Genomic DNA, 24,031 nt, shown 5'->3' with positions numbered 1-24,031 from the left:
TGCCGCGTGACGCGGCGCCGTCCGGCCCGCTCCACCGGCAGGCGCGGGGACCGTCCCCCAGGACCCCGCTTCCCGGCCTCTCCGGGGCGCCCGCAGGCCGGTTCGGTCCGGCGACCGCGTGCCCCGGGCCGGAACCGGGCGCTCCCGGAAGACGCATCCGCGCGGCGACTACGGCACAGTGGGCGTATGAACGACTTGAACGCCCTCGCGGACGAACACCTGGCCGCCGCTCACAGCTCACCGCACGGACGCAGCGCCCACCTGCTGCTGCGGGAGGAGCCGCTGCGGCAGACCGTCATCGCGCTCGTCTCCGGTTCCTCGCTCGACGAGCACAACGCCCCGCCCGCCGCTTCCCTCCAGGTGCTCCGGGGCGCGGTCCGGCTCACCGCTGCCTCCGGCGACGTGGAGCTGACCGCCGGTGCGCTGCATCCCATCCCGCAGGAGCGCCATGGCCTGCTCGCGCTGGAGGACGCGGTGGTGGTGCTGACCGCCGTCAACGACTGACGGCCGGCCGTTCAACGACTGACGTCCGGCCGTGAACGACTGTTGTCCGGCCGCTCAACGACTGACATCCGCAGCGGAGTCCGGCGTCACGACCGGCCGTCGTCGACGACCGATCGGCGGCGTGCGACTTCTCCGGGGGCGCTGCCGGAGGGTGTGACACCCGGAAAACCGGAGAAGGGGAGAGAAGAGACCTCGCGCCGGGGCCGTCCGGGCGCGGGCACCGCCTCCGGAGGGTGCCCACGCCCGGACGGCCCCGGCGTACCCCCTCCCCTTCCCCGTCACGCCTTCACGCCCCGGAGACCACCACGTGCTCGACAGGCCCACCGCACCCACCGTCACCGCAGGCGGGCGTTCCGGTAGTGCGGCGCGCTGGCGCGGCGCGTTGCGCCGGACCCCCGTGTCCCTCTGGAACGACGACATATCCGACTGGGCGGCGGCCCTGACGTACTACGCGATCCTCGCGCTGCTCCCGGCGCTCCTGGTGACCGTCTCGCTCATAGGTCTGACCAACCCCGGCGCGACGGACGCGCTGATCGCCGATCTCACGTCCTTCGCCCCGGCCGAGGCGGGCGCCGCGTTGCGGGAACCCCTGGAGGCGGCGACCCGCCAACGGACCGCGGTCTGGATGCTCGCCGCGACCGGCGCGGTCAGCGCGGTGTGGTCGGCGTCCAGCTATCTCGCCGTCTTCCGCAGGGCGCTGCACGCCATGCACCACGTGCGGGACAGCAGGCCCGCCCTGCGCAAGGCCCATGTCATCGTGGCCACCGCCGTCGGACTGCTGCTGCTCCTGATGACCAGCGCCTTCGTCCTCGTCCTCACCGGACCGCCGGCCCGGCGGCTGGGGGAGCGGCTGGGCCTCGCGCACATCGGTGACGCCATGTGGGTGGTGCTGAAGTGGCCCTTCCTGCTCTGTCTGGTGGCGTGTCTGATCACGGTCCTGTTCCGTACCGGGCCGCGGTCGGCGCGGGGTGTGCGCAGGGCGCTGCCCGGGGGTGTGCTGGCCGCGCTGCTGTGGCTCGTCGCCTCCGCCGGATTCGCCCTGTACGCCACCCGGATCGGCGCCTACAGCAGGCTCTACGGTTCGCTCGCCGGGCTCGTCGTCTTCCTGATCTGGATCTGGTTCAGCAATCTGGCGCTGCTGGCGGGTGCCCAGTTCAACGTGGAACTCATCGGGCGGGGGCGGCCCGTCGAGCCGTCCCCGCCCGCGAGGACTACGGACGCAGGATCAGCCGGATCGGGTCGCCCTCCTTCGTGACCATCCGCCGAACGGCGTCCGCGACGTCGTCGAGCGCGAGCACATCCGTGATCGAGCGCGAGAAGTCCAGCCGGCCGCCCTCGGCCAGCCTGACGAGCTGCGGCACGTGGTGCTCCTCGGAGCCGTAGTGCCCGAGGATCTGGTGCTGCAAGTAGCTGAACAGCGTGCCGTTGCCGACCGTCAGCGGCTGGTCGGTGAGCCCCACCAGCACCAGGCGTCCCTTCGGAGCCAGTACGGTCAGCGCCTGTTCGCGCACGGCGGGGACCCCCGCGAAGTCGAAGGCCGTCTCCAGACCGGCGCCGCCGGCCGCCGTCAGCACCTTCTCGCGCAGTCCGGGATCGCTGGAGTCCAGCGCCAGGTCCGCGCCGAAGGCGAGCGCCCGCTCCCGCGCGGCGGGCGACGGGTCCACGGCGATCACCGGATGGGCACCGATGGCGCGCAGCAGCTGCACGGCGTGGACGCCGAGGCCGCCCGCGCCCCACACACCCACGGCCTGGGCGGGCCGGACCCCGCCCGTGGCCGTGACGGCCGCCCACGGGGTGGACACCGCGTCCGGAATGATCGCCGCCTGGTCGAAGGGCAGCGAGTCCGGCAGGGCGATCAGGGTCCCCACGGTCGCGAGGGCGTACTGCGCCCAGCCGCCGTCGTAGTCGACCCCTCGGGTGTGCGTCCTGCCGTCGCGCGTCTCGCCCGCCTGGAGCACGACGCGCCGGCCGGGTTCCCAGTCACTGACCCCGGGGCCGGTGGAGTCGACGACGCCCGCCACCTCGTGGCCGAGGGTGACGGTGTCCCCCGTGGGGTACAGCGGGCTGAGACTGCCGTCGATCAGATGGACGTCCGAGAGGCAGACACCTGCGGCCTCGACCTTCACCAGGACCTCGCCGGGTCCGGGCACCGGCTTCGGCACCTCGACGACCGACAGCGTGTGGGTGGGGACGTGCAGTCGCGCGGCACGCATGTGTTCCATGGCGAAGTTCTCCAATACGGCGGTACGGCAGGCGGCCCACGGCTATCGCAAGTCACCCTGCTTTAGAACGTACGTCCGCCGCCGGGGTAACGCAAATGGCCTTGCGTTACGGTGGTGCGGTGATTTCCGAGAGCGGTCCCGCGCCCCTGCGGCGACGAGGCGAACGCATGCGGCAGGCGGTCCTGGCCGCGACGGTCGGCCTCCTCACCACCGAGGGGCTGTCCGGCACCACCATGTCCGCCGTGGCGCACGCCGCGGGCGTGCACGAGACCTCCCTCTACCGGCGCTGGGGGACCCGGGAGAACCTGATCTACGAGGCCCTCGCGGCCCACACCGACGACGCGCTGCCGATGCCCGACACCGGGGACGTCCGCGAGGACCTGGCGCGGCTCATGGAGGCGGTGGCGCGCTACCTCGCCACACCGGAGGGATCAGCGCTGCTGCACCTCGGCGCGGCGCCGGACGCCGAAGTCGTGGAGGAAGGGCGCCGCCCGTACTGGAACGCCCGTCTCGAACGCGGCGAGGCCATCGTCCGTCGCGGCGTCGAGCGCGGTGAACTCGCCGCCGGTACCGATCCGCGCCTGGTGGCCGAGTTGTTGGCGGGCCCGCTCTTCTCACGGGTGCTGCTCACCGGCGATCCGCTGGAGGAGGGGCTCGCGCGCCGGGTGGTCGATCTGATCCTCGACGGGGCCCGGCCGCGCGCACGGTGACGCGCGCGCCGGGGTGGCCGGGCCCGCCCGTCCGGTCCGGTGAACCCGCCGTGGGGAAAGGGGTGTTCGCGGCCCCGGCCTCCGGGGCCGCGAACACCCGGTGGACGTCAGCGGGCCGTGCGGTACCCGGCGACGATGGGAAGTGTTTGACGCAGCACGCGCACACTGTCGTTCGCCGCGTCCCCCAGCGGCTGGCCCTTCCAGGTGTTGTCCGGGTTGGAGAACTGGCTGACCCTCGTGCACCCGGAGCCGCAGGACCGCTGGTACGCCATGATCGTGTAGTACTTGCGATCCGGCGTGATCCAGCCGGTGTTGTACGGTCGGACGGGGCTGACCCTCATCGCGCCGATCGCGTCGTTCCGCACGGTCTCCCGGTCGTGGGCGAGCCCCAGATTATGGCCGATCTCATGACTCACCGAATCCAGCGGAATTCCCTGGACATCGGCGACCGAATAGGCGTAGTCGTCGGAGGAGCTGTCGAGTGTCGGCGAGTAGTCACCGACTCCGCCGCCTCGCTCCGCCCTGTTCACCATCAGGGTGACCAGATCCGCGCCGTACCGCTCGCGGAGTTCATGGGCCTCCCGTCCCAGAGTTGAGTGCGTACGGCTCTTGAGATTCCGGTGCGCGTCCAGGAACTCCTCCGAACCGTTGTACCGCTTGGCCGTGTAGGAATGGACGATCCTGATCGAACCGCACACACCGCCGGCCTTGAGGGACTTGTTCATCCGGGTGGCGATCTGCTGCGCGGATGCGGAGACCCGGTGTCTGCCCCCGACCTGATGCGCGGCCTTGGGGGTGTAGACCGCCAGCACATCGACGACCGGGCAGCCGGCCGAGGCGGGCAGCACCGGGCCGGGCCATGTGCCGTCGAACCCGAAATACCCCTTCGCGGCGGAGGGCGGCTGTTCGTCGGAGGGAATTCCTCGCGCCAGGGAGGCGGTTGGGGAGGCCGCACAGAGCGAACCCCCCAGGGACACGGTCAACAGGGCTCTCAATGCGGTTGTCTGCATGCGTCATTTCCCTTTCTCCATCGTCTGGGAATTACGACGTGTACGTCCTCCCTAACAGACCGTGAGTAATTCGTCGCCCTGGCTCGTCCTCCGGGTGAACCACCTTCACCCACATGCTTAGGCTTGAAACGAAGGGGAAACCGGCACAAAGAGCACCGACCGGAAAGGACACCCCATCATGCAGGTGGCATTCCTCGTGGCCCCCGAAGGCGTCGAGCAGACCGAACTGACCGATCCCTGGCAGGCCGTTCTCGACGCGGGCGGCACGCCGTGTCTCGTCTCGACGGAGGCCGGACGGATACAGGCGTTCAACCACCTTGACAAGGCCGACACGTTCGCCGTCGACCGGACCCTGGACGAGGCGCGGGCCGAGGACTTCACGGGGCTGGTGATGCCCGGCGGTGTGGCCAATCCGGACGCGTTGCGCATGGACGGCCGGGCCGTCGCGTTCACCAAGGCGTTCTTCGAAGCGGGCAAGCCCGTCGCCGCGATCTGCCACGCGCCCTGGACGCTCGTCGAAGCCGACGTCGTACGGGGCAGGACGCTCACCTCCTGGCCCAGCCTGCGGACCGACATCGCCAACGCGGGCGGCAACTGGGTCGACGAGCAGGTCAAGGTGTGCACGGGCGGTCCCAACACCCTGATCACCAGCCGTAAGCCGGACGACCTCAAGGCGTTCGACGCCGCCTTCCTCGACGTCTTCCTCCCGGCGGGCCGGACCGGGAGCTGACCGGAGATCCTTCCGGTCCCGGGCCCCGTTCCCGGACCACGCTCGGGGAACGGGGCCACCGAACTCTCCGGCTGAGGGATGTCCACGCGGCCCGCTGGGCAGGTACAGCTGTGCGACGCCCGAAGAGGGCGTAACGGACGGAAGCGGCGGACGGACACGGAGAGGCGTGAGACGTGATGGACCGGACGGGATGGCAGTTCACCGATGACCGTGGACAGGTTTCGACAGCGTTACGGCGGCCCGCGCGCGTGGTCGCCTACGTGCAGGCCGGGGCGACCCTCTGGGACTACGGCATACGCCCGCTGGGCATCTTCGGCTCCGACCACGACGGTGAGGCCCCCGACCCGGCGAAGACCGGCGCCCTTCCCCTGGACTCCGTCCACTACCTCGGCGCGGGCAGCGCACTGGACGTGGACACACTGCTGGGGACGGGACCCGACCTGGTCGTGGCCGTCAGCTACGGCGGCGGGCACGTGTACGGAATCGCCCCGGAGACCGCCAAACGCCTGGAGGAACACCTCCCGGTCGTCGTCATCGACGTCGGACAGACACGCACCCTCACCGGTATCGGTGACCGCTTCGCCGAACTGGCCCGCGCGCTCGGAGCGGACGAGCCGGCGGGAGCGGACGAACTCGCCGCCGCACGGCGCCGACTGCGGGCCGTCGCCGAGCGGGGCGAGCACCCCCGGGTGCTCGCCCTGTCGCCGGCCGGTCAGGAGAGCGCCCATCTCGCCCGTCCCCGCATGTGGCCGGAACTGCGCGTCCTCGCGGAACACGGCGTCGACCTGGTGGAACCGGCCGAGGGGCCCGGCGCCAACTGGTCCACCGTCGGCTGGGCCGAGGCGGCGGCGCTCGGCGCCGACGTCGTGCTCACCGACGTCCGGTCGAACGCCACCCCCGTCGAGCGGCTCGCGGACAACGCGGCCTGGGCCGCCCTCACGCGAGACGCGCACGTGGTCGCGTGGAACCCCGAACCGGTCTGCGGCCCTCGCGCCCACGCCCGGTTCCTGACCCTCGTCGCGGACGCGCTGGAGGCCGCGCGGCGGACCTGACGGCCCCGCTCCCCCCGGCACGGCCCGCACCCCGTACGGACGTCTGGGATCGCGCACAGCGCCTCCCTTGGCGACGCTGGACACGGAAGAGGGGGGCACGGACCTGTCCGCGGAAGCCCGGCCGCCGGGGAGCGCTCTCGCCGACACGCGGGGCGCGGCCTTCCGGCTCCCTGCCCGACCGCCACCGCCTCACCCACAGGAGCAGATATGCAGCAGGACAAGCACCCTCCCTATCGCCCCGTGGTGTTCCGGGACCGGGCGGCGGGATACGCCTTCCTCACCCGGTCCACGGTGACGAGTGAGCGGACGATCGATTGGGACGACGGGGTCACCTATCCGGTGATCGACGTGGAGATCTCGGCCGAGAGCCATCCGTTCTACACGGGCAAGGCCCGGGTGGTGGACTCGGAGGGGCAGATCGCGAAGTTCGAGCGCCGTTACCTCGGTGAGGACGCGCGCGGGGGCACCGACGCCCGGGTGACCACCCCCGACGAGGAACTGCACACGAGCGGGGACGAGGTCTCGCCGGAGGACCTGGTGCTGGCGAGCGGCCGGGACGTGACCCCGGAGAACCTGGAGTGGGCGCGCCGCCGCCTCGCCGAGGAGGGGCGCGCGGCCATCGAGAAGGAACTTCCCTGACCCCTCCGGGACGGACTCCCGCCCCGGTTCCTGGCTTCCGGCCCGGCCCGGTCCACCGCCCAGGTGTACCGGCCCCGGGCCGGGCTCCGTATGTTCGTGTCCGCTCCGCCGACCACGGCACGTACCCGCGCGCACGCCAGGAGGCCCCGACCGCATGCCCGACACCCTCGACCTGCTCGTCATCGGCGAATGCGTCGCCGACATCGTCCGGCTGCCGGGAACGGCCGACCGGGTCCACCCGGGCGGCAGCCCGGCGAACGTGGCGTACGGCCTGGCCAGACTCGGCCGGACCGTCACCCTGCTCACCCAGCTCGGCCCCGACGGACACGGTGCGCTGATCCGCCGCCACCTGGTGTCGGCGGGCGTCGACGTCCGTACGGACCGCTCGGCCGCGGCGACCCCGTCGGCGTTGGTCACCCTGGACGACGCGGGCGGGGCGGCCTACACGTTCGATGTCACCTGGACACTCGCCGCCACCCCGCCGCCCCGGCCGCCGCACCACGTCCACACCGGATCCATCGCGGCGGTGGCGGAACCCGGAGCCACCACCGTGCGGGCCGCGATCGAGTCGCTGCGGGCGACCGCGACGGTCAGCTACGACCCCAACGTGCGCCCCGACCTGATGGGCGATCACGCCCGGGCGGTCCGGCACGCCGAGCGTTGCGTCGCCCTCAGCGATCTGGTCAAGGCGAGCGACGAGGACCTCGCCTGGCTGTATCCGGGACGGCCTCCCCAGCGGGTCGCCGAGGACTGGATCGCCACCGGGGGCCCCGGCCTGGTCCTCGTCACCCGGGGAGCCGCCGGGGCGCTGGCCGTCACGGCTCAGGGCGGGACCGCGATCGCGGCGCCGCCCACGGCGGTGGTCGACACCGTCGGTGCGGGCGACGCGTTCATGTCGGGCGCGCTGCACGCCCTCGCCGCGCGCGGGCTCCTCGGCCCCGCGGGACGGGACGGGCTGCGCGCGCCGGACGCCGGCACGCGGGCCGACGTACTGCGCCACGCGGTGGCCGCCGCGGCCGTGACGGTCGGACGGGCCGGTGCCAGCCCGCCCGACCCGGCGGAGCTCCAAGCGGTGCTGGCGCGCGTCTGAGCGGCCCTCTCCCCATCGACATCACCCATTCGGCCTAATGGGACGCATCCTCATCACCGCTACGGCCGTTCGTCACCCGGTTGCCTTGATCGATTACGCGATCGGGGCGGCGCGTGACGGGAGGACACGCGTTCGGCACCGGCTCCCGGACGTGGAGGCCGGGACTTCCGCCGCCCGGACACGGCCGGACGGGCGCCGGTGGCGGAAGTGACGGGGACGAGGGAAGGAACGGAAGATGGCGCGGGTGACTGACAAGGGCGTCGCGGTGACCGGTGTCGGGCTGGTGACCTCTGCGGGAGCCGACGAGCACACATTCTGGGCAGGGCTGTGCGCGGGACGCTCGACGGCCCGGCGCTGTGACGAACTCGCGGGCCTGCCCGTCGACTTCGCCTGTCCGATCGACGGCATCGACCTGGACCGGGCGGTGGGCGGACGTGCGGTCTGGCGGATGGCGCGGTTCGTGAAGCTCGCCGTGGTCGCCGCCCGGCAGGCGGTGGCGGACGCCGGGCTCTCCCCGGCGGTCTGGGACGGTGACCGCGTGGGCGTGGTGCTGGGGGTCGGGGTCGGCGGGATCTCCGCACTCGTCGACAACGCGCGGAAGTTCGACGAGCGGGGTCCGGACGCGGTCTCACCCGTCCTGGTGCCGATGATGATGCCGAACGCCGCCGCCGGGGAGGTCGCCATCGCACTGCGGGCCTGCGGGCCCAGCCTGGCACCCGCCACGGCATGCGCCTCGGGTGCCACCGCGATCGCCGTGGCCAGGGACCTGCTGGCGAGCGGTCGGTGCGACGTGGTGGTGGCGGGCGGCGCCGAATCCGTACTGACGCCGCTCGTGGTCACGGCGTTCGCGCGGGCCGGCGCCCTGTCCACGCGTACCGACGACCCGGCGGGCGCCTCCCGGCCCTTCGCGGAGGACCGCGACGGATTCGTCGTCGGCGAGGGCGCCGCGCTCGTGGTGCTGGAGCGGACGGCGGACGTGCGGGCCCGTGGCGGCCGGTCCCGCGCGCTGCTGACCGGGGCGGGGTCCAGCACGGACGCCTACCACCCCACCGCACCCGCGCCCGACGGCCGCGGCGCCCGGCTGGCCGTGGAAACGGCGCTCGGCCAGGCCGGCTGGTCCTCCGGCGACGTCGACCACGTCAACGCGCACGGCACCTCCACCCGGCTCAACGACGCCATGGAGAGCGCTCTGATCACCCAGCTCTTCCCGCACCGCCCGCCGGTCACCGCGCCCAAGGGCGTTCTCGGCCACACCCTGGCCGCGGCCGGGGCCATCGAGGCGGTCGCCACGGTCCTGACCCTGGAACACGGCGTCATCCCGCCGGTCGCCAACCTCGACTCCCCGCCGGGCGGCTTCGAGCTGGACTGTGTGACGAAGGAGCCGCGCCGGCGGTCCGTGGAGCGGGCGGTCAGCCATTCCTTCGGCTTCGGCGGGCACAATGTCGCGCTCGCCTTCCAGCGGGCCCGTCCCCCCGCTGGGTCATGATCCGCTTCTGACCTGCGTACATTCCATGACGGCGGGGGTGTCCTCGCCGTTCCAGGATCGTTGTTCATGCCATGACCGCAATCATCGACAGCGCGGCCACCGAGCCCGCCACCGATCTGCTGACCGGTGTGCTCTTCGGCCGCGACTTCCGCCGGGAACATGGATTCTGGCGGTGGCTGATCACTACAGAACCGTTTCGCCGCCGAGCCGGGTCCTCGGTGGACGGCCGGCTCCCTCTGGCGTACGAACGGCTGGGAATCCTCAACGACGCACTCGACAGCGGTGCCCGGCTCGCCTCCGACCCCCGCGCCCTGGCGGCCCTGCACGAATGGCTGGCCCCGGTCGACCCGGCGCTCACCACCATCGCGGGCATCCACTACAACCTCTTTCTCGGCAGTCTCCTCGACCACCAGGGCGATGCCCCGAGGGACCTGTCGGACTTCCTGCGGCTGCGGCGGACCGGCACCTTCCTCTGTACGGAGGTGGCGCACGGCAACGACGCGGCGGCGGTCGAGACCACCGCGACGTACGACCGTGAACGGGACGGATTCGTCCTGCACACGCCGTGCGCCGGGGCGCAGAAGTTCATGCCCAACACGGGCCCGGCGGGCGGCCCCAAATCCGGGCTGGTCGCCGCCCGACTCCTCGTCGACGGCGCCGACCTCGGCGTCTTCCTCTTCCTGACCCCGCTCACCGACGGCGAACGGACCCTGCCGGGGGTGCGGGTCCGGCCGCTGCCCGCACGGCTGGGCAGCGCGGTCGACCACTGTCTGACCTCCTTCGACCAGGTCTTCGTGGGACGCGGCGCGCTGCTCGGCGGCGAGCACGGCCGGCTCGGCGCGGACGGAAATTTCAGCAGCTCGGTGAGCAATCGCAGACGCCGTCTCCTCGTCTCGATCGGCCGGGTCACCCCGGGCAAGCTCTCCATGAGCGCCTGCGCGGTCGGCTCCGCCCGCGCCACCCTCGCGATCGCCGTCCGCTACGGCGGGCACCGGTACATCTCCGGACCCCGCGCCTCGCGCCGCGTCCCGGTGATGGCCCACCGCAGCCACCACGGGCCGCTCGCCACCGCCCTGGCCACCGTCTTCGCGATGAGCCTGCTGCACCGCAGGGCGCTCGACCGGTGGACGGCCCACACCACCGCGGACCGGGACGAGGCGGAACGCCTGGTCGCCGTCGCCAAGGGGTGGATCACCTGGCAGGCCCGCACCGTGATCGTGGAGTGCCGTGAACGGTGCGGTGCCCAGGGCCTGTTGGAGGGCAACGGCATGACCGAACTCATCACCGGCATCGAGGGGGCGATCACCGCGGAGGGCGACAACCTCGCCATCCACGCGAAGGCCGCGGCCGAGATACTTTTCACCAGCGCGTCCGGCGAGCGGCGTGCCGCCCCGGCCGCGCGGTACGGCGACCTCTTCGACCCCCGGTTCCTCGGGAGCCTCCTCGCGGCCGTCGAGGAGATCTGGTTCGCCAGGGCCGCCGCACGGATGGGCCGGGCGCCGCACGGTGATCCGCTCGGCCGGTGGAACGCCGCGTCGGGAGCGGCGCTGCGGGGGGTGGAGGCGCATGCGTACCGGCAGGCTGCCGAGGCGTACGCCGAGGCGGTGACCGGTCTCCCGGAGGGACCGGCCCGCGAGCGGCTGCGGGAGCTGGAGCTGCTGTTCGCGCTCCAGTGGGTGGCCCGCAACAGCGGCGATCTCCTGGCGGCCGGGTGGCTGACCGCCGGCCAGGTCGACGCGCTGCCGGAGACCACCGAACAGCTCATCGCCGCCGTCGCCGCGCACGCGGGCGAACTGGTCGAGTCCTTCGCGCTTCCGGATGAACTGTTCGGCGACTGGCCCATCGCGGGTGCCGACTACACGGACGCGTACGAAGATCCGGAAGGTGCCTGGCGAACCGGCCCGGAGCGGCCCCGGACGCCGGGGACGCGATGACCCCGGTGGCCGGGGCCCCGGTGCGGTCGATGAAGGAGGCCGCGGCGGCGCTCGGCGTCAGGGCCGTGCTGCTGGCGTACTGGGGCACGGCTTCCACGCTGGCGCGGTGGTTCGCGAAACCGCGCCGCGGCGGTGACGAATCGGTTCGCCCCAAGGCGTAACCGGCGGTTCGTCGTCGAGTTGTTCCGGCGGCGGAGTGTCTGATGCGCGCTTCATCCACATGGTCGCATACATATGCGCACGCAAGCGAAAGGAAGATCATGTACGAGATCCACCCCAAGATCAACGAGATTCTCATCGGCACCTTCAGGGTGCCCGCGGCGGAGATCCTGCCGCACTCCACGATGGACAGCCTGGAAATGGACTCCCTCGCCGTCGCCGAGTTCGCCGTCATCCTGAGGGAGACGCTGGACGTGGACGCGGGCTCGGACAGGCTCTACCGCGATGCCACCCTCGCCGAACTCACGGCGTTCATCGACGAGTCGCTGCGGGGCGAACTGCCGGTGGGCAACGCCCGATGAGCCGTCACACCGTCGTCGTCACCGGCCTGGGAATGATCACTCCGGCCGGCCACGACACCGAGACCACCTGGAACGGCGTGTGCGCCGGGGTCTCCTCGGCCCACACCGTGCCGGAGCTCGACGGATGCGTGGTCGACTTCGCCTGCACGGTCGACGACACCGGCCTCGACGCCCGGATCGGCGGAAGGACCGCCTTCCGGATGGGGAAGTACGTCAAGTTCGCCGTCCTCGCGGCCAGGGAGGCGGTCGCGGACGCCGGACTCGACCCCGCCGACTGGGACGGCACCCGGGTCGCGGTGGTCGTCGGCACCAGCAGCGGCGGCTCGGCCGGACTCACCGCGCAGGCCGTCACCCTCGACCGGCGCGGCCCGAGCGCCACCTCACCGTCGGGCATCCTGCTCACCATCCCCAACATGCCCGCGGCGGAGATCGCCATCGACATGCGGGCCACCGGCCCCAGCCTGGCGCCGTGCACCGCGTGCTCGTCCGGCGTCACCGCGCTGTCCGTCGCCCGCGACCTGCTGGTCACCGGCCAGTGCGACATCGCGGTCGCCGGGGCCACCGAGTCGATCATCTACCCGGTCGCCATGACGGGCCTCGCCCGCTCCGGCGCCGCCGCTCCCGCGGACGGCGACCCGGCCGGGCTGTGCCGCCCGTTCGCCGCCGACCGCCGCGGACTGGTCATGGGTGAGGGCGCCGCCATCATGGTGCTGGAACGGGCCGACGACGCGCGCGCCCGGGGCGCGGCCCCCCGCGCGCTGCTCGCCGGTACGGGCGCCACCACCGACGCCCACCACCCGACCAGCCCGCTTCCCTCGGGCGCCGTCGCCCAGGCCGCGGTCGAGTCGGCGCTGCGTGACGCGGGGTGGCGGCCGGAGGACGTCGAGCACGTCAACGCCCACGGGACCGCGACCCCGATGAACGACGCGACCGAGGCCGCCCTCATCAGCCGGGTCTACCCGCACCGGCCGCCCGTCACCGCCCCCAAGGGCGTGCTCGGCCACTGCATGGGGGCGGCGGGCGCGATCGAGGCCGGGCTGACCATCCTCACCCTTCAGCACGGCGTCGTACCACCGATCGCGAACCTCGACGCGCCCGCGCCCGAGTTCGACCTCAACTGCGTCACCAAACAACCGCTGAGGCAACCCGTCGGACGGGCCGTCAGCCACTCCTTCGGATTCGGCGGACACAACGCCGTACTGGCGCTCCAGCGTCCCTGAACCGGGTCGACGGGCCACGGAACGGGGGCGGAACGCCGGGCCACCGGCCTGGCGTACTGCCCCCGCGCACACCCCCGCCGGGCGGTCATCGACCGCGTGACAGTTCGCTAAATGCTGGTGAAGCCCCATGCGGGGGTCAGGAAATCCGGTGCGAGTCCGGAGCTGACGCGCAGCGGTCAGGGGACGGGCGGGGCCAAGGCCACTGGGACGCCCACGGGTTCCCGGGAAGGCGCCTCCTCCGTGTGAACCCGAGTCCGAAGACCCGCCGGCGGCCGCGCCCGGGACCGGACACGGCACACGGACACCAGGCTCCGCGCACGAGCCGTGGGACGCCGGGGAACTGCCGTCGTCGCGCCGCACGACCCCAACAGTCTCCCGGCGGTGTTCTGCGAGCGGATCGTCGTCACGGAACAGGGCCGGGTCGTCGCGGGCGGTGTCCCCGCACGAGGTGATCACCGCGGAACCCATCGCGGACGTCCACCGCGTGACCGCGGCGGTCCCCCGGACCGGTTGGACGCCCGGCCCTCGGTGCGCTTCCTGCCCGGGCGGGGCCACGCGGCGGACCTGAGAGGCCGCCCCGGCGCCCGCGCACGGGCCGGTGCCGGGGCGGCGAACACCCCGGCACCGGCCCACGGGGTGAGGGGCGGACCCTGCGGCCCGCCCCTCACCCGGTGTGTGTGACTGTCCCCGCCGATGCGGAGGGTCAGCGGCGACGACCGCGGCCGAACTCGCCGCCCGCGTCCTTGCCGCCCTTCTCCGAGCCGTCCGCGTAGTCGACCTGCTCCTTGCGGACCTCGGCGGAGACCTCCTTCTGTTCGGTGACCCGGTCGGTCTCCAGACGCACCCGTTCCACCGGCACGGCCTCCTTGCGGACCGTGGCACGCTCCGCGTGCAGCGTGACCTCCACGTCCTGCTCGCCGATGTCCGACGCCCGGGTCGACTTCTCGTCGCCCCGCAGAGGTTCACGGACCATCCGCACCTCTTCATGGCTCACGGGCACCGTCCTGGTGACGTTCTCGGTCACCACGTACTTGCGCAGATGCGCCTTGCCGCTCTCGTACTCCTCCGTGCCGACGCGCAGCTGCTCCTCGGACCGGATGACCTCCTCCTTGCCGCCCATGCCGGGAGCCGACCGCTCCGCTCCCGCCCCCGCCATCGGACGGGACATGGCGGACGCGTCCGCGTTCCGGTGCTTGCCCGTACCGGCCGGATCACCGGCGGTACGCGCGGTACCCGCCGCTCCGGCGCCCGCTCCGGCGCCCGCGGCACCCAGAACACCCGCGCGGGACGCGTCGGGCGTCCCGGTGCCGGTGCCGGACCGGTCGCCGAGCTTCGTCGTGCGGTTCCGGGTCAGTCCGTAGTGCCGGTAGAGCTCTTCCTCCTCCGAGACGGACAGATGCGCGTCCGCGTCGACCCTCGGGGCGTCCTTGACGCGGTCCTTGGGATGCGAGATGTGCAGGTCGGAACCCGACCGCCGGGCCCCGGAGAGCGGTACGAAGCTCTCCTTCATGCCGAACAGACCGGTCTTGACCGTGATCCAGTCCGGCTTGCCGGTGTCGTCGTCGACGTACACCCGCCCCACATTTCCGATCTTCTCCCCGTCACTGTCGTAGACCGTCAGGCCGTCGAGCTCTCCGGAATCCGTGAAACCGTCAGCGGCACCCATGACCGATTCCTCCTCGCCCGAGCGCGTCCTGTGGGTGAGTCCCCCAGGGGAGGCGCGCCCGACTTCCATCGCGCCTCACCCCGTAGGACCGTGCAACCGCCGGGCACCGGAGGACGGCCTCCGGCGGACCCGCCAGGTGCGGGGACGCCCATCACGGCCCACCACCGCGCGCCTGCGGCCGCCGCCACCCGCACTAGGCCGTTCGAGTGAAGCGAGGGGATGGTGACGGGGCCGTGGGCGCGGGCAGCGACGGTCACCGGCCCGGCCTGGGAACGGGTCCGGTGCGCCCCATATGATCGGCGGGCCGTTGCCCGAACCCGTGCCCAGGGAGTGCGCCATCACCGACGTACGGACCTTCCCGCCCCAGCGGCGCGGCGAGCTGCTGGGGCGGCACGAGGGCGGCGTCGGTCTGCACCACCTCGTGTGGCGGCTGGGACCCGGCTGGCGGGTGTGCGGCAGCGCCGTGCTCGGCGGCGGACTCGGCCCCCGGCGATGGATCGTGAACGCCCAGGTGCCCGGTGGGTACCCACGCCTGGACCCCGACCGGCATCTCGCGGAGATCGCCGCGGCCGAGGGCCTGACCGGCCCCGGCGCGGGACTGATGACCGCCGCCGACGTCACCGCCCGCACGGTCGCCACCGACAAGGGTGCGACGGCGACCGTCACCTGCGGTCTCGGTGTCCGGGGCTGGGCCGCTGCGCCGGACGGCGACACCGGGCCGCGGCCGCCCGGCACCGTCAACATCGTGGTGACCCTGCCGGTCGCCCTGTCCGACGCCGCGCTGGTCAACGCCGTCGCCACGGCCACCGAGGCCAAGGTGCAGGCGCTTCTGGACGCCGGACTCGACTGCTCGGGGACCCCCACCGACGCCGTCTGTGTCGCCTCGCCCGCCCCGGGCGCCGACGGCGGGGAACCGTTCGCCGGGCCCCGTTCACCCTGGGGGGCGCGCCTCGCCCGCGCCGTGCACCGGGCGGTTCTCGACGGCGCGCGGGGGGAGCGGACGGCGGGGCGGATCTGACGGGACGCGTACCGAAGAGGTCCACGGCCGGGCGGAGCGGTCCCGTGGGACCGGCCTCTCCGGGCATCACCGTCGCGTGCCCGCCCCGGCCGGCCGTGGGTGTCAGGTGCCGGGCAGCACCTCGCGCAGCAGGCGCCCGACCTGCTCGGTCTCGATCAGGAATCCGTCGTGCCCGTACGGCGAGTCGATGATCCGGAGCCTGCCTGCGCCGGGCAGCGCGGCCGCCAGCCGTGCCTGCTGCGCGAGCGGGTAGAGCCGGTCGGACTCGACACCCGCGACCAGGGCGGGCATGCGTGCCGCGCGCAGGGCCGGGGCGGCGCCGCCCCGGCCCCTGCCGACGTCGTGCCCGTTCATGGCCTCGGTGAGCGTGACGTAGCTGCCCGCGTCGAACCGGCGCACCAGCTTCGCGGCGTGATGATCGAGGTACGACTCCACCCCGTAACGCCCGCCCCGACAGGGGTGTTCGCCCGGCTGCGGCCGGCCGCCGAACCGGGTTTCCAGCTCCTGTTCGCTGCGATAGGTGACATGGGCGATCCGCCGAGCCAGCCCCAGGCCCCGGTGGGGTCCTTCGCCGGGCGGTGCCTCGTGGTAGTCCCCGCCCCGCCAGCCCGGGTCGGCGCGGATCGCGGAGATCTGGAGCGATCCCCAGGCGATCTGCTCCGCCGAGGCGGCGGCGGTGGTGGCCAGCACCGCCAGGGCCCCGGTGCGTTCCGGCCGGCTCACCGCCCATTCGAGCGCCCGCATCCCGCCCATCGAGCCGCCGATGACCGCGGCCCAGCGTCCGATGCCGAGGGCGTCGGCCAGCTCGGCCTCGGCGGCCACCTGGTCACGGACCGTCAGACGGGGGAACCGGCTGCCCCACCGGGCGCCGTCCGGATGCGGCGACGAGGGTCCGGTGGTGCCCTGGCAGCCGCCGAGCACGTTCGGCGCGACCACGAACCAGCGGTCGGTGTCCAGGGCCTTCCCAGGGCCGATCAGGGCGTCCCACCAGCCCGCCGTGGGGTGTCCGGGCCCGGCGGGGCCGGCGGCGTGGCTGTCACCCGTCAGCGCGTGCAGCACCAGCACCGCGTTCGCCCCGTCCGGGTCCGGCCGTCCCCACGTCTCGTACGCCATCCGCACGCCGGGAAGCGTGTCGCCGCACTCCAGCGGCAGCGGCCGGCCGAGCGGCGCCCAGGACCTGCGGCCCGGCGGGTCCCCGTCCCGGTGGCCTCCCGTGGCCGGGACGGGGAGCGAGGGGGGTGCGGCCGTCCGGTTCAGGACGCCGCCTTCGCCGCCCGGAAGCCCGCTTCCAGATCGGCCTTCAGGTCCGCCACGTTCTCCAGCCCCACCGACAGCCGCACGAGCCCCGGGGTCGCCCCGGTGGCGGCCAACTGTGCCTCGTCCAGCTGGCTGTGGGTGGTCGACGCGGGGTGGATGATCAGACTTCGTACGTCACCGATGTTCGCGAGGTGGCTGAACAGCTCGACCGCGTCCACGAAACGCTTGCCCGCCTCCACCCCGTCGCGCAGCTCGAACGAGAACACCGCGCCGGCGCCGCGCGGCAGATATCGCTGCCCCGCCTCGTACCACCTGCTCGACTCCAGGCCCGGGTAGTGCACGGCGGACACCTCGTCGCGCCCCTCCAGCCACCGGGCGAGGGCCAACGCGTTCGAGGTGTGCCGCTCCACCCGCAGGCTGAGCGTCTCCACACCCTGGAGCAGCAGGAACGCCGAGTGCGGCGAGAGCGCCGGACCCAGGTCGCGCAGCAACTGCACCCGCAACTTCACGGCGAACGCACCGGGTCCCAGGTCGGGCCAGTAACGCAGCCCGTGGTAGCTGGGGTCGGGGGAGTGGAAGTCGGGGAAGCGCTCGGCGTGCGCGCCGAAGTCGAAGGTGCCGCCGTCGACGACCACCCCGCCGATGGTGGTGCCGTGGCCACCGAGGAACTTCGTCGCCGAGTGGACCACGATGTCCGCGCCGTGGTCGAGGGGACGCAGCAGGTACGGGGTGGGCAGGGTGTTGTCGGCGATCAGCGGCAGTCCGGCCTCGTGCGCCGCGTCGGCCACGCCCCGGATGTCGAGCACGTCGCCGCGCGGGTTGCCCAGCGTCTCGGCGAAGAACGCCTTGGTGTTCGGCCTGACGGCTGCCCGCCAGGCGTCCGGGTCGTCGGGGTCGTCGACGAACGTCACCTCGATGCCGAACCGGGGGAGGGTGTGGCGGAACAGGTTGAACGTACCGCCGTAGAGGGAGGTGCTGGAGACGATGTGGTCGCCGGCCCCCGCGAGCGTCAGGACGGCGAGGGTCTGCGCGGCCTGCCCCGAGGCGACCGCGACGGCGGCGACTCCGCCCTCCAGCGCGGCGATCCGCTGCTCCAGGACGTCCTGGGTCGGGTTGTGGATGCGGGTGTAGATGTTGCCGGGCTCGGCGAGCGAGAAGACGTCGGCCGCGTGCTGGGTGTCCCGGAAGACGAACGACGTGGACTGGTAGATCGGCACCGCGCGGGCGCCCGTCGTCGGGTCGGGGACGGCGCCCGAGTGGATCTGCTTGGTCTCGAAGGACCAGGCGGGCCCGGCGTCCGGCCGGTCGTGGTCCTGACCCTCAGGGGTGTGGCCTGCGGTGACGGAGTCCAGGGGCTGGCTCATGACGTTCCTCGCACGGGTAGCTCAGTGGTGTGGGGCAAAGCCTCACGACCGTCCGGCTTCGGACCGTAGAGGGCGCCGCGCGCGTGCGGAAGCATGTCACCGGTTTGGCCACGAACCCGCAATGTCCTGGCAACACCGGGCGGTGGGGCGGGACACCTTCGCGGAGCGGCCGAGGCGCGGGGGAGCCGTCACGCGCCGCCGCCGGCCCGCGTCCCCCGCCGTACGGTCCTCTGCGGGTACGGGGAGTGGTCGCGGGCCGGCGGATGGTCGCCGAGGGGCCGGGCGCCGCCGGTCGGACCGGCGGCCGGCGGCTCAGTCCTCGGTGAACATCCCGTTGCGGAGCTTGCGGAGAATCCGGCTGAGCAGCCGTGACACATGCATCTGCGAGATGTCGAGTTCGGCGCCTATCTGGGCCTGGGTCATCTCCTGGCCGAACCGCATGTCGATGATGCGCCGCTCGCGCGCGTCCAGGTTGCTCAGCAGGGGAGCGAGCGTGTGCAGGTTCTCGACGCTCTCCAGCGCGGGGTCCGTGTCGCCCATGGCGTCGACGACGGTGCGGCCCGGGGTGTTGAGCCGTCCCGCGTCCGTCGCGTCGGTCGGCATGTCCAGCGATCCGGCCGTGTAGCCGTTGGCGGCGACGATGCCCTCGCTGACCTCCGACTCGTCGATCCCCAGGTGCTCGGCGAGTTCCCGGACGGTCGGGTCCCGGTCCAGGTCGCCCGCCAGGGTCTCCTTGGCCTTGGCGATGTCGACCCGCAGCTCCTGGAGCCGGCGCGGCACGTGCACGGCCCAGCTGGTGTCCCGGAAGAACCGCTTGATCTCGCCGACGATGTACGGGACCGCGAAGGAGGTGAACTCCACCTCGCGGGAGAGGTCGAACCGGTCGATCGCCTTGATCAGACCGATGGTGCCGACCTGGACGATGTCCTCCATGTCGCCGCTGCCCCGGTTGCGGAAGCGGCCCGCCGCGAACCGGACGAGGGAGAGGTTCATCTCGATAAGGGTGTTGCGCGCGTACTGGTACTCGTGCGTGCCCTCCTCAAGCACCTGGAGCCGGTCGAAGAACAGCTTCGACAGATTCCGCGCGTCCTTGGGAGCTATCTTCCCCGCGTCCTCGATCCACGGAAGGTCGTCGGTGAAGCTCGTCACGCCCTTGATACCAGCGATGTCCGAGGTGCCCGGTACGACCGATGTGCTCGTCGCCGTCGACCGTGCACCCTCCGCTCGCTCCATGTGGGCCGTCTGCGCGGTGTGCGCCGTCATCTGGTCACGCTCCCCTGGGTTATGGGCCATGAGGTGTGTTCGCCTGCCCCCGGGGGAAGCGCGTATGCGTGTTCGGGGAAGTTGATCACGTCACAGCGAGGATGCGACCGATATGCGAGGTGAGGGTCCGTCACTCCGGGAGGCCGAACGGAGAGAACGGGAAGGGGGACCGGGGGAGAGCGCGGAACACCCGAAACCGCCCCACCGGTACGGGGGAGCCCGGTGGGACGGCCGGAACCAGAGTGCCACAGGGATCACCTGAATGGGATCGGACAGCCCTGTCCCGGGCGGTAGTTGAGTGGTTCTCGACGGTCGGACGAGGCGTCCACCCCCCGCGGTCCGCGCCTTCGGCCGTCAGCGTCGGCGACCACGTCCACGCGCGGGGAGGGCGGCGCCGATGCCGCTCACCTGAAGCGCGAGAAGGACCAGACCGAACAGCATCAGGCTCGTGGGGCTGAACAGGATGGACGTCGAGGTCTCCGTCGCGTTGATGACGAAGGCGATCCCGAAGAACACTGCCGCTGCGATTCCCAGCATGTTTTCTCTCTCCAGCCGGTCGGCGGCGTGCGGCGGCGGGGTGCCGCGGCAGCGCCGCTCTTGGTGAGCTGTTCGAGTTCCCGCCCTGGCTCAGAACAGTCGTCCGGGGCGGCTCGGGAACGGATCCGCCGCTTCGCCGACGGCTCGCGTGCTCATCGCGACGGCGGGGAAGCGGCTGCGTTCGCCCCCGCCGCTGAGCGCCGTACGGGAGAAACCGGCCCGTCACCCGAGCGAAAGTGACCGAAGGGCGGCCAAAAGGTATCAAGTCCGGGGAAACGGGGACTCGGGAGCGGAGGAACCGCAGCTCGGGGGCAGAGAAACTACAGAAGGACCGAGGTCGATCCCATGAAAGCCGTCCAGTACCGCAGCATCGGCGCCGCACCCGAGGTGGTCACCGTTCCCGATCCCGAGCCGGGACCAGGACAGGTGCTGCTGAAGGTCGCCGCCGCAGGCGTCTGCCACTCCGATGTCGCCGTGATGAGCTGGTCCGCGGAGCAGCTCCCCTTCCCGCTGCCGCTCACCCTCGGGCACGAGGGCGTCGGCACCGTGGCCGCGCTGGGGGACGGAGCCACCGGCTTCTCGACCGGCGACCCGGTCGCCGTGTACGGCCCCTGGGGATGCGGTACGTGCGTCAAGTGCGCCCAGGGCAAGGAGAACTACTGTCTGCGTGCCAAGGAACTCGGCATCAACCCGCCCGGACTCGGCGCCCCCGGCGCCATGGCCGAGTACATGATCGTCGACGACCCGCGTCACCTGGTCCCGATCGGTGACCTCGACCCGGTGAGGACCGCACCGCTGACGGACGCCGGGCTCACCCCGTACCACGCGATCAAGCGGTCCATGCCCAAGCTGGTGCCCGGGGCCACCGCCGTCGTCATCGGCACCGGTGGCCTCGGCCATGTGGCGATCCAGTTGCTGCGTGCCATGACGGCCGTCCGGGTCGTGGCCCTCGACGTCAGTGAGGACAAGCTCGCCCTGGCCCGCAGCGTCGGCGCCCACGAGACCGTGCTCTCCGACGAGCACGCGGCGGCCAGGGTCCGCGAGCTCACCGGAGGCATCGGGGCGGAGGTCGTCCTCGACTTCGTCGGCGCGCCTCCCACCGTGCGCACGGCCGGGGCCGCGGCCGCGATCGACGGCGACGTCACGATCGTCGGCATCGGGGGCGGTGAACTGCCTGTCGGATTCGGCAGCCTGGCCTACGGTGTCACGGTGACGGCGCCCTACTGGGGCTCCCGCAGCGAGCTGACCGAGGTGCTCGATCTGGCGCATGCCGGAGTGGTCGACGTGCACGTGGAGACGTACTCGCTCGACGAGGCGCCGAAGGCGTACGAGCGACTGCACGCCGGGAAGATCAACGGGCGCGCGGTCATCCTGCCCAACGGCTGATCCGCCTCCCCGCGATCCGCCTCCCCTTCCGTACGGGCCGACGCCGTGGAGCGCCGGTCCGTACGGCCGTACGGTGGCTGTGGCTGTGGGCCGTCGGACCGGGGCGCGTGGGTTCGCCGCCCCGCCGGTTCCCTGGACCGCGCACTCCCGGGAGGCCGTGGTCGGTCGCTCCTTCCGCGCCACCGCGGGAACTCCCCGCCCACATGGCATGTCGCCCAGGCCGGAGCCGGACGACGCTACGCCGAGGACGCGCCCTCGCCTTCGACGTGGCCGATCAGGCGCTCGACGAAGACGCGCTGGCCACGGACCAGGCGCTCCTCGGCCTCCTCCGGGGTGCACCAGGCGAACCGGTCGATCTCCGGGAACTCCCGCCATTCACCGGAACCCTTCGGCCACTCCATGCCGAACGTCCCGGGAACCGCCTTCGACACATCGAGGTCGGCGGCCACCGCCCACACGGTCACCAGCTTGCCGCTGGGCTGCCGGGCCTCGCCGAGCGGTACCCACGCGCCGTCCGGCACCGGCAGCCCCAGCTCCTCCTCGAACTCCCGGCGGGCGGCCGAGGCGGGCTCCTCGTCCGGCCCGTAACCGCCCTTCGGGATCGACCAGGCGGCGGCCTCGCGCCCCGCCCAGAACGGGCCACCCATGTGCCCGATCAACACCTCCGCGCCTCTCGTCCCGGACCGGAAGAGAAGAAGCCCCGCGCTGCGCCTGCCTGTCGACATGCCGTCAAGCCTGCGCGCGGGAAACACCGACCGCCACCACCGACCGCCACCACCGACCGCCACCACCGGACACCGGCGGAGGGAGCGGGCCGTGGCACCGGCAGGGTCACGGCCCGTCCGACGCGCTACACCTTCCGGTAGTCGTACGCCTCCGAGGCCGCTGCCACGACCACCGCCGGATCACCGCCCACCGACGCGGTGACCACGGCGGCCACCGCCCCCTCCGCCTGCCCTTGCGCGTCCGAGGACGAGCCGATGGACCCGCGCCGCCTGCCGCCGTCGATCATGGACCGGGGGAGGACAGGCGCCGCTGAAGGTCCTTGTCCAGCGTCTCGGCCACGAGCGGGTCCGTCGGGGCCGTTCCGGTGACGGTGTTCACGGTGATGCGGCCGGACCCGTGCCCGACGGCCGGGTGTCCGGTGTCGGTGGTCGTCACCTCGCCGCCGTTCGTGAAATCGTGGGTACCCCCGGTCCGCCACGATCCTGGAGAACGCAGCCATGTCGCTTCCTCCCCTCGGACGGCAGTCGGGCGCCGCCCACCACGAGTACTGCAACACAGCCCTCTGCTGCCGGTGCCAGCAGCGTTCCTGGACGACCAGGTCCGGAACCGAACGGCTCTGTGGTCCGTGCGCCGCCTGCTGCCGCGACTGCGGCAGGGCTCCCGCACCCCACGTGGACGGACTGAACGACGGACTGTGCGCCGAATGCCGCGGACTGTGCGGGCGCTGCCACGCCCAGCTCCCGTTCGACGGAGCGTGCCCGTGCCGCAAATGGCGCGAACGAGCGGCCGGCGATCCGGTCGCGTACATCCTTCAGGCCCTGCCGCAGCCCTTGACACAGGCGTTCTCCCACCGCATCCCGCACACCCTTCACGAGCTGATCCACCAGGAGCTGTCCCATCGCAGCGCCGATCAGCTGCTGGACCGCCTGGAGCGCCGCTGGAACACCCGGTGGGCCCACGCGCTGTACGAGAAGGACGAGGACGGCAGGCGCCGCTGGACCGCCCAGGACATCGCCGAACAGCTGCTGCGTCCCGGCCACTGCCAGAACCCGCCGTGCGAGGACGGCTATCTCGTCACCACCGGCACCGCCTGCGGTCACTGCCGCCGGCCCCTGCACCGGTTCGTCCCCTCGGTGGCGGAGAACACCGCGACGTCCGAGCACGCCAGGACCGCCGCGGCCGGGATCAGACGGGCGCTGCTCGCCAACCGCGGCGCCCGCAAGAGCCCCGGGACCGGCTCACCGCCCCGGCAGCGCGGGTCCCACTGACCGGGCGCGGCAGCGACTGCCCCGTCGCCCCGGCCTGCGCCCGCACCTTCGCTCGTCGAGGGCGTGCACGGGCCCACCCGACGGACCGGAGGCCACCCGGCCGGGGGACGGCGTGAAAAGGGCCGCGCCCCGGCCGGCGGCCCTGTCGGCCATCGGCGCGCGGTGGGCACGCTGATCGGGATCTCGGCGACCTTCGGATACGCCACGTACCAGAGCCGGCCGTCGTCCTGCCCGGGGCGGTCGTCGCGGGCACGGCCGGGGCCGTGGCGGCCGGGGTCCACCCCTCGGTCCGCGCCTCCCGCCCCGCCCCGACCGGGACTGGCGGCCACCTGACCGCGGACACCCTCGACGTCCTGTCGAGTGAAAGTCGCACGACGACAGCCGCCGGGCCGTACAACACGGCCCGGCGGCTGCTTTGCTGCCGGAAG

23 protein-coding genes, 3 pseudogenes and 1 riboswitch are annotated in these 24,031 nt (G+C 72.7%); of the genes and pseudogenes, 16 read left to right on the top strand and 10 right to left on the bottom strand.

The features are described from left to right. Window positions 1-186: 186 nt before the first annotated feature. Together PZB75_RS01235 and PZB75_RS01230 are read left to right on the top strand one after the other, a co-directional pair. Window positions 187-504 (top strand): cupin, encoded by a 318-nt coding sequence (locus tag PZB75_RS01235; protein ID WP_275533405.1) that lies wholly within the window; start codon window positions 187-189, stop codon window positions 502-504. Between the two features lie 307 nt (window positions 505-811). After that, the gene (locus PZB75_RS01230; RefSeq protein ID WP_275533404.1) at window positions 812-1,759 is read left to right on the top strand and encodes a YihY/virulence factor BrkB family protein; all 948 of its coding nucleotides are present in this window, start codon (window positions 812-814) and stop codon (window positions 1,757-1,759) included. Here the strand turns inward: PZB75_RS01230 and PZB75_RS01225 are convergent. Then, a complete protein-coding gene (locus tag PZB75_RS01225; RefSeq protein ID WP_275533403.1) occupies window positions 1,716-2,726 on the bottom strand; it encodes a zinc-binding dehydrogenase in 1,011 nt (336 codons plus the stop codon). The two genes, PZB75_RS01230 and PZB75_RS01225, sit on opposite strands and share 44 nt — an antisense overlap. 167 nt (window positions 2,727-2,893) lie before the next feature. On the opposite strand from PZB75_RS01225, the gene PZB75_RS01220 reads away from it, so the two are divergent. Then, window positions 2,894-3,436, top strand: coding sequence for a TetR/AcrR family transcriptional regulator C-terminal ligand-binding domain-containing protein (locus PZB75_RS01220; RefSeq protein WP_275538535.1), 543 nt, complete (start codon window positions 2,894-2,896; stop codon window positions 3,434-3,436). Between the two features lie 107 nt (window positions 3,437-3,543). Here the strand turns inward: PZB75_RS01220 and PZB75_RS01215 are convergent, their stop codons facing one another. After that, window positions 3,544-4,446, bottom strand: a complete 903-nt coding sequence (locus PZB75_RS01215) for a M12 family metallo-peptidase (protein ID WP_275533402.1) — start codon at window positions 4,444-4,446, stop codon at window positions 3,544-3,546. A gap of 178 nt (window positions 4,447-4,624) precedes the next feature. On the opposite strand from PZB75_RS01215, the gene PZB75_RS01210 reads away from it, so the two are divergent. The 10 genes and pseudogenes from PZB75_RS01210 to PZB75_RS01165 form a co-directional block, all read left to right on the top strand. Continuing rightward, entirely contained in the window at window positions 4,625-5,176 is a 552-nt protein-coding gene (locus PZB75_RS01210; protein WP_275533401.1) for a type 1 glutamine amidotransferase domain-containing protein, read from the top strand. Window positions 5,177-5,349: 173 nt separating this feature from the next. Next, window positions 5,350-6,228, top strand: coding sequence for an ABC transporter substrate-binding protein (locus PZB75_RS01205; RefSeq protein WP_275533399.1), 879 nt, complete (start codon window positions 5,350-5,352; stop codon window positions 6,226-6,228). A 207-nt stretch (window positions 6,229-6,435) separates the two neighbouring features. Next, a pseudogene (locus PZB75_RS01200) lies at window positions 6,436-6,684 on the top strand (type B 50S ribosomal protein L31); the annotation flags it as partial. 337 nt (window positions 6,685-7,021) lie between these two features. Then, complete coding sequence (locus PZB75_RS01195) at window positions 7,022-7,957, top strand: carbohydrate kinase (RefSeq protein ID WP_275533398.1); 936 nt, start codon at window positions 7,022-7,024, stop codon at window positions 7,955-7,957. 235 nt (window positions 7,958-8,192) lie between these two features. Next, on the top strand, window positions 8,193-9,443 hold the full coding sequence (locus tag PZB75_RS01190; RefSeq protein WP_275533397.1) for a beta-ketoacyl-[acyl-carrier-protein] synthase family protein: 1,251 nt from the start codon (window positions 8,193-8,195) through the stop codon (window positions 9,441-9,443). A 71-nt stretch (window positions 9,444-9,514) separates the two neighbouring features. Then, on the top strand, window positions 9,515-11,377 hold the full coding sequence (locus PZB75_RS01185) for an acyl-CoA dehydrogenase (protein WP_275533396.1): 1,863 nt from the start codon (window positions 9,515-9,517) through the stop codon (window positions 11,375-11,377). 29 nt (window positions 11,378-11,406) lie between these two features. Beyond that, on the top strand, window positions 11,407-11,538 hold the full coding sequence (locus PZB75_RS01180; protein WP_275533395.1) for a hypothetical protein: 132 nt from the start codon (window positions 11,407-11,409) through the stop codon (window positions 11,536-11,538). Between the two features lie 99 nt (window positions 11,539-11,637). Next, the gene (locus PZB75_RS01175; protein WP_275533394.1) at window positions 11,638-11,898 is read left to right on the top strand and encodes an acyl carrier protein; all 261 of its coding nucleotides are present in this window, start codon (window positions 11,638-11,640) and stop codon (window positions 11,896-11,898) included. Next, window positions 11,895-13,118, top strand: coding sequence for a beta-ketoacyl-[acyl-carrier-protein] synthase family protein (locus PZB75_RS01170; protein ID WP_275533393.1), 1,224 nt, complete (start codon window positions 11,895-11,897; stop codon window positions 13,116-13,118). Before PZB75_RS01175 ends, PZB75_RS01170 begins: the two co-directional genes overlap by 4 nt. Window positions 13,119-13,216: 98 nt before the next feature. Then, window positions 13,217-13,403, top strand: a riboswitch (cobalamin riboswitch). A 54-nt stretch (window positions 13,404-13,457) separates the two neighbouring features. Beyond that, window positions 13,458-13,667: pseudogene (locus PZB75_RS01165) on the top strand (ABC transporter ATP-binding protein); the annotation flags it as partial. A 154-nt stretch (window positions 13,668-13,821) separates the two neighbouring features. Here the strand turns inward: PZB75_RS01165 and PZB75_RS01160 are convergent. After that, on the bottom strand, window positions 13,822-14,784 hold the full coding sequence (locus PZB75_RS01160; protein ID WP_275533392.1) for a PRC and DUF2382 domain-containing protein: 963 nt from the start codon (window positions 14,782-14,784) through the stop codon (window positions 13,822-13,824). Window positions 14,785-15,076: 292 nt separating this feature from the next. On the opposite strand from PZB75_RS01160, the gene PZB75_RS01155 reads away from it, so the two are divergent. Then, complete coding sequence (locus PZB75_RS01155; RefSeq protein WP_275533391.1) at window positions 15,077-15,802, top strand: adenosylcobinamide amidohydrolase; 726 nt, start codon at window positions 15,077-15,079, stop codon at window positions 15,800-15,802. 102 nt (window positions 15,803-15,904) lie between these two features. Here PZB75_RS01155 and PZB75_RS01150 read toward each other — a convergent pair whose 3' ends face one another. The 4 genes from PZB75_RS01150 to PZB75_RS01135 form a co-directional block, all read right to left on the bottom strand. Then, window positions 15,905-17,059 carry a homoserine O-acetyltransferase gene (locus PZB75_RS01150; protein WP_275538534.1) on the bottom strand — a complete coding sequence of 385 codons (1,155 nt, stop codon included), beginning with the start codon at window positions 17,057-17,059 and terminating at the stop codon, window positions 15,905-15,907. Continuing rightward, the gene (locus PZB75_RS01145; RefSeq protein WP_275533390.1) at window positions 17,056-18,423 is read right to left on the bottom strand and encodes a bifunctional o-acetylhomoserine/o-acetylserine sulfhydrylase; all 1,368 of its coding nucleotides are present in this window, start codon (window positions 18,421-18,423) and stop codon (window positions 17,056-17,058) included. Before PZB75_RS01145 ends, PZB75_RS01150 begins: the two co-directional genes overlap by 4 nt. Window positions 18,424-18,735: 312 nt before the next feature. Then, on the bottom strand, window positions 18,736-19,686 hold the full coding sequence (locus tag PZB75_RS01140) for an RNA polymerase sigma factor SigF (RefSeq protein WP_275533389.1): 951 nt from the start codon (window positions 19,684-19,686) through the stop codon (window positions 18,736-18,738). 354 nt (window positions 19,687-20,040) lie between these two features. Next, window positions 20,041-20,223 (bottom strand): hypothetical protein, encoded by a 183-nt coding sequence (locus tag PZB75_RS01135; RefSeq protein WP_275533388.1) that lies wholly within the window; start codon window positions 20,221-20,223, stop codon window positions 20,041-20,043. Between the two features lie 345 nt (window positions 20,224-20,568). On the opposite strand from PZB75_RS01135, the gene PZB75_RS01130 reads away from it, so the two are divergent. Further along, on the top strand, window positions 20,569-21,609 hold the full coding sequence (locus tag PZB75_RS01130) for an NAD(P)-dependent alcohol dehydrogenase (protein WP_275533387.1): 1,041 nt from the start codon (window positions 20,569-20,571) through the stop codon (window positions 21,607-21,609). Window positions 21,610-21,845: 236 nt separating this feature from the next. Here the strand turns inward: PZB75_RS01130 and PZB75_RS01125 are convergent, their stop codons facing one another. From PZB75_RS01125 to PZB75_RS01115, 3 genes and pseudogenes are all read right to left on the bottom strand, one after another. Then, window positions 21,846-22,334, bottom strand: coding sequence for an NUDIX domain-containing protein (locus tag PZB75_RS01125; protein WP_275533386.1), 489 nt, complete (start codon window positions 22,332-22,334; stop codon window positions 21,846-21,848). A gap of 125 nt (window positions 22,335-22,459) precedes the next feature. Further along, window positions 22,460-22,558: pseudogene (locus tag PZB75_RS01120) on the bottom strand (PTS fructose transporter subunit IIA); the annotation flags it as partial. Window positions 22,559-22,617: 59 nt separating this feature from the next. Then, on the bottom strand, window positions 22,618-22,770 hold the full coding sequence (locus PZB75_RS01115; RefSeq protein ID WP_275533385.1) for a hypothetical protein: 153 nt from the start codon (window positions 22,768-22,770) through the stop codon (window positions 22,618-22,620). Between the two features lie 62 nt (window positions 22,771-22,832). On the opposite strand from PZB75_RS01115, the gene PZB75_RS01110 reads away from it, so the two are divergent. Beyond that, window positions 22,833-23,603, top strand: a complete 771-nt coding sequence (locus PZB75_RS01110) for a hypothetical protein (RefSeq protein ID WP_275533384.1) — start codon at window positions 22,833-22,835, stop codon at window positions 23,601-23,603. The last annotated feature ends 428 nt before the right edge of the window (window positions 23,604-24,031 follow it).

Source organism: Streptomyces sp. AM 4-1-1, assembly GCF_029167625.1.
Classification (GTDB): domain Bacteria; phylum Actinomycetota; class Actinomycetes; order Streptomycetales; family Streptomycetaceae; genus Streptomyces.
Note: the sequence above shows the minus strand (reverse complement) of the source record. Positions and strands in the feature narration are given on the sequence as shown.

Coding starts and splice junctions, on each gene's coding strand:
- PZB75_RS01235 (WP_275533405.1), top strand. CDS start 187: ATGAACGACTTGAACGCCCTCGCGGACGAACACCTGGCCGCCGCTCAC.
- PZB75_RS01225 (WP_275533403.1), bottom strand. CDS start 2,726: ATGGAACACATGCGTGCCGCGCGACTGCACGTCCCCACCCACACGCTG.
- PZB75_RS01220 (WP_275538535.1), top strand. CDS start 2,894: ATGCGGCAGGCGGTCCTGGCCGCGACGGTCGGCCTCCTCACCACCGAG.
- PZB75_RS01215 (WP_275533402.1), bottom strand. CDS start 4,446: ATGCAGACAACCGCATTGAGAGCCCTGTTGACCGTGTCCCTGGGGGGT.
- PZB75_RS01210 (WP_275533401.1), top strand. CDS start 4,625: ATGCAGGTGGCATTCCTCGTGGCCCCCGAAGGCGTCGAGCAGACCGAA.
- PZB75_RS01195 (WP_275533398.1), top strand. CDS start 7,022: ATGCCCGACACCCTCGACCTGCTCGTCATCGGCGAATGCGTCGCCGAC.
- PZB75_RS01190 (WP_275533397.1), top strand. CDS start 8,193: ATGGCGCGGGTGACTGACAAGGGCGTCGCGGTGACCGGTGTCGGGCTG.
- PZB75_RS01185 (WP_275533396.1), top strand. CDS start 9,515: ATGACCGCAATCATCGACAGCGCGGCCACCGAGCCCGCCACCGATCTG.
- PZB75_RS01180 (WP_275533395.1), top strand. CDS start 11,407: ATGAAGGAGGCCGCGGCGGCGCTCGGCGTCAGGGCCGTGCTGCTGGCG.
- PZB75_RS01175 (WP_275533394.1), top strand. CDS start 11,638: ATGTACGAGATCCACCCCAAGATCAACGAGATTCTCATCGGCACCTTC.
- PZB75_RS01170 (WP_275533393.1), top strand. CDS start 11,895: ATGAGCCGTCACACCGTCGTCGTCACCGGCCTGGGAATGATCACTCCG.
- PZB75_RS01160 (WP_275533392.1), bottom strand. CDS start 14,784: ATGGGTGCCGCTGACGGTTTCACGGATTCCGGAGAGCTCGACGGCCTG.
- PZB75_RS01155 (WP_275533391.1), top strand. CDS start 15,077: ATGATCGGCGGGCCGTTGCCCGAACCCGTGCCCAGGGAGTGCGCCATC.
- PZB75_RS01145 (WP_275533390.1), bottom strand. CDS start 18,423: ATGAGCCAGCCCCTGGACTCCGTCACCGCAGGCCACACCCCTGAGGGT.
- PZB75_RS01140 (WP_275533389.1), bottom strand. CDS start 19,686: ATGACGGCGCACACCGCGCAGACGGCCCACATGGAGCGAGCGGAGGGT.
- PZB75_RS01135 (WP_275533388.1), bottom strand. CDS start 20,223: ATGCTGGGAATCGCAGCGGCAGTGTTCTTCGGGATCGCCTTCGTCATC.
- PZB75_RS01130 (WP_275533387.1), top strand. CDS start 20,569: ATGAAAGCCGTCCAGTACCGCAGCATCGGCGCCGCACCCGAGGTGGTC.
- PZB75_RS01125 (WP_275533386.1), bottom strand. CDS start 22,334: ATGTCGACAGGCAGGCGCAGCGCGGGGCTTCTTCTCTTCCGGTCCGGG.
- PZB75_RS01110 (WP_275533384.1), top strand. CDS start 22,833: ATGTCGCTTCCTCCCCTCGGACGGCAGTCGGGCGCCGCCCACCACGAG.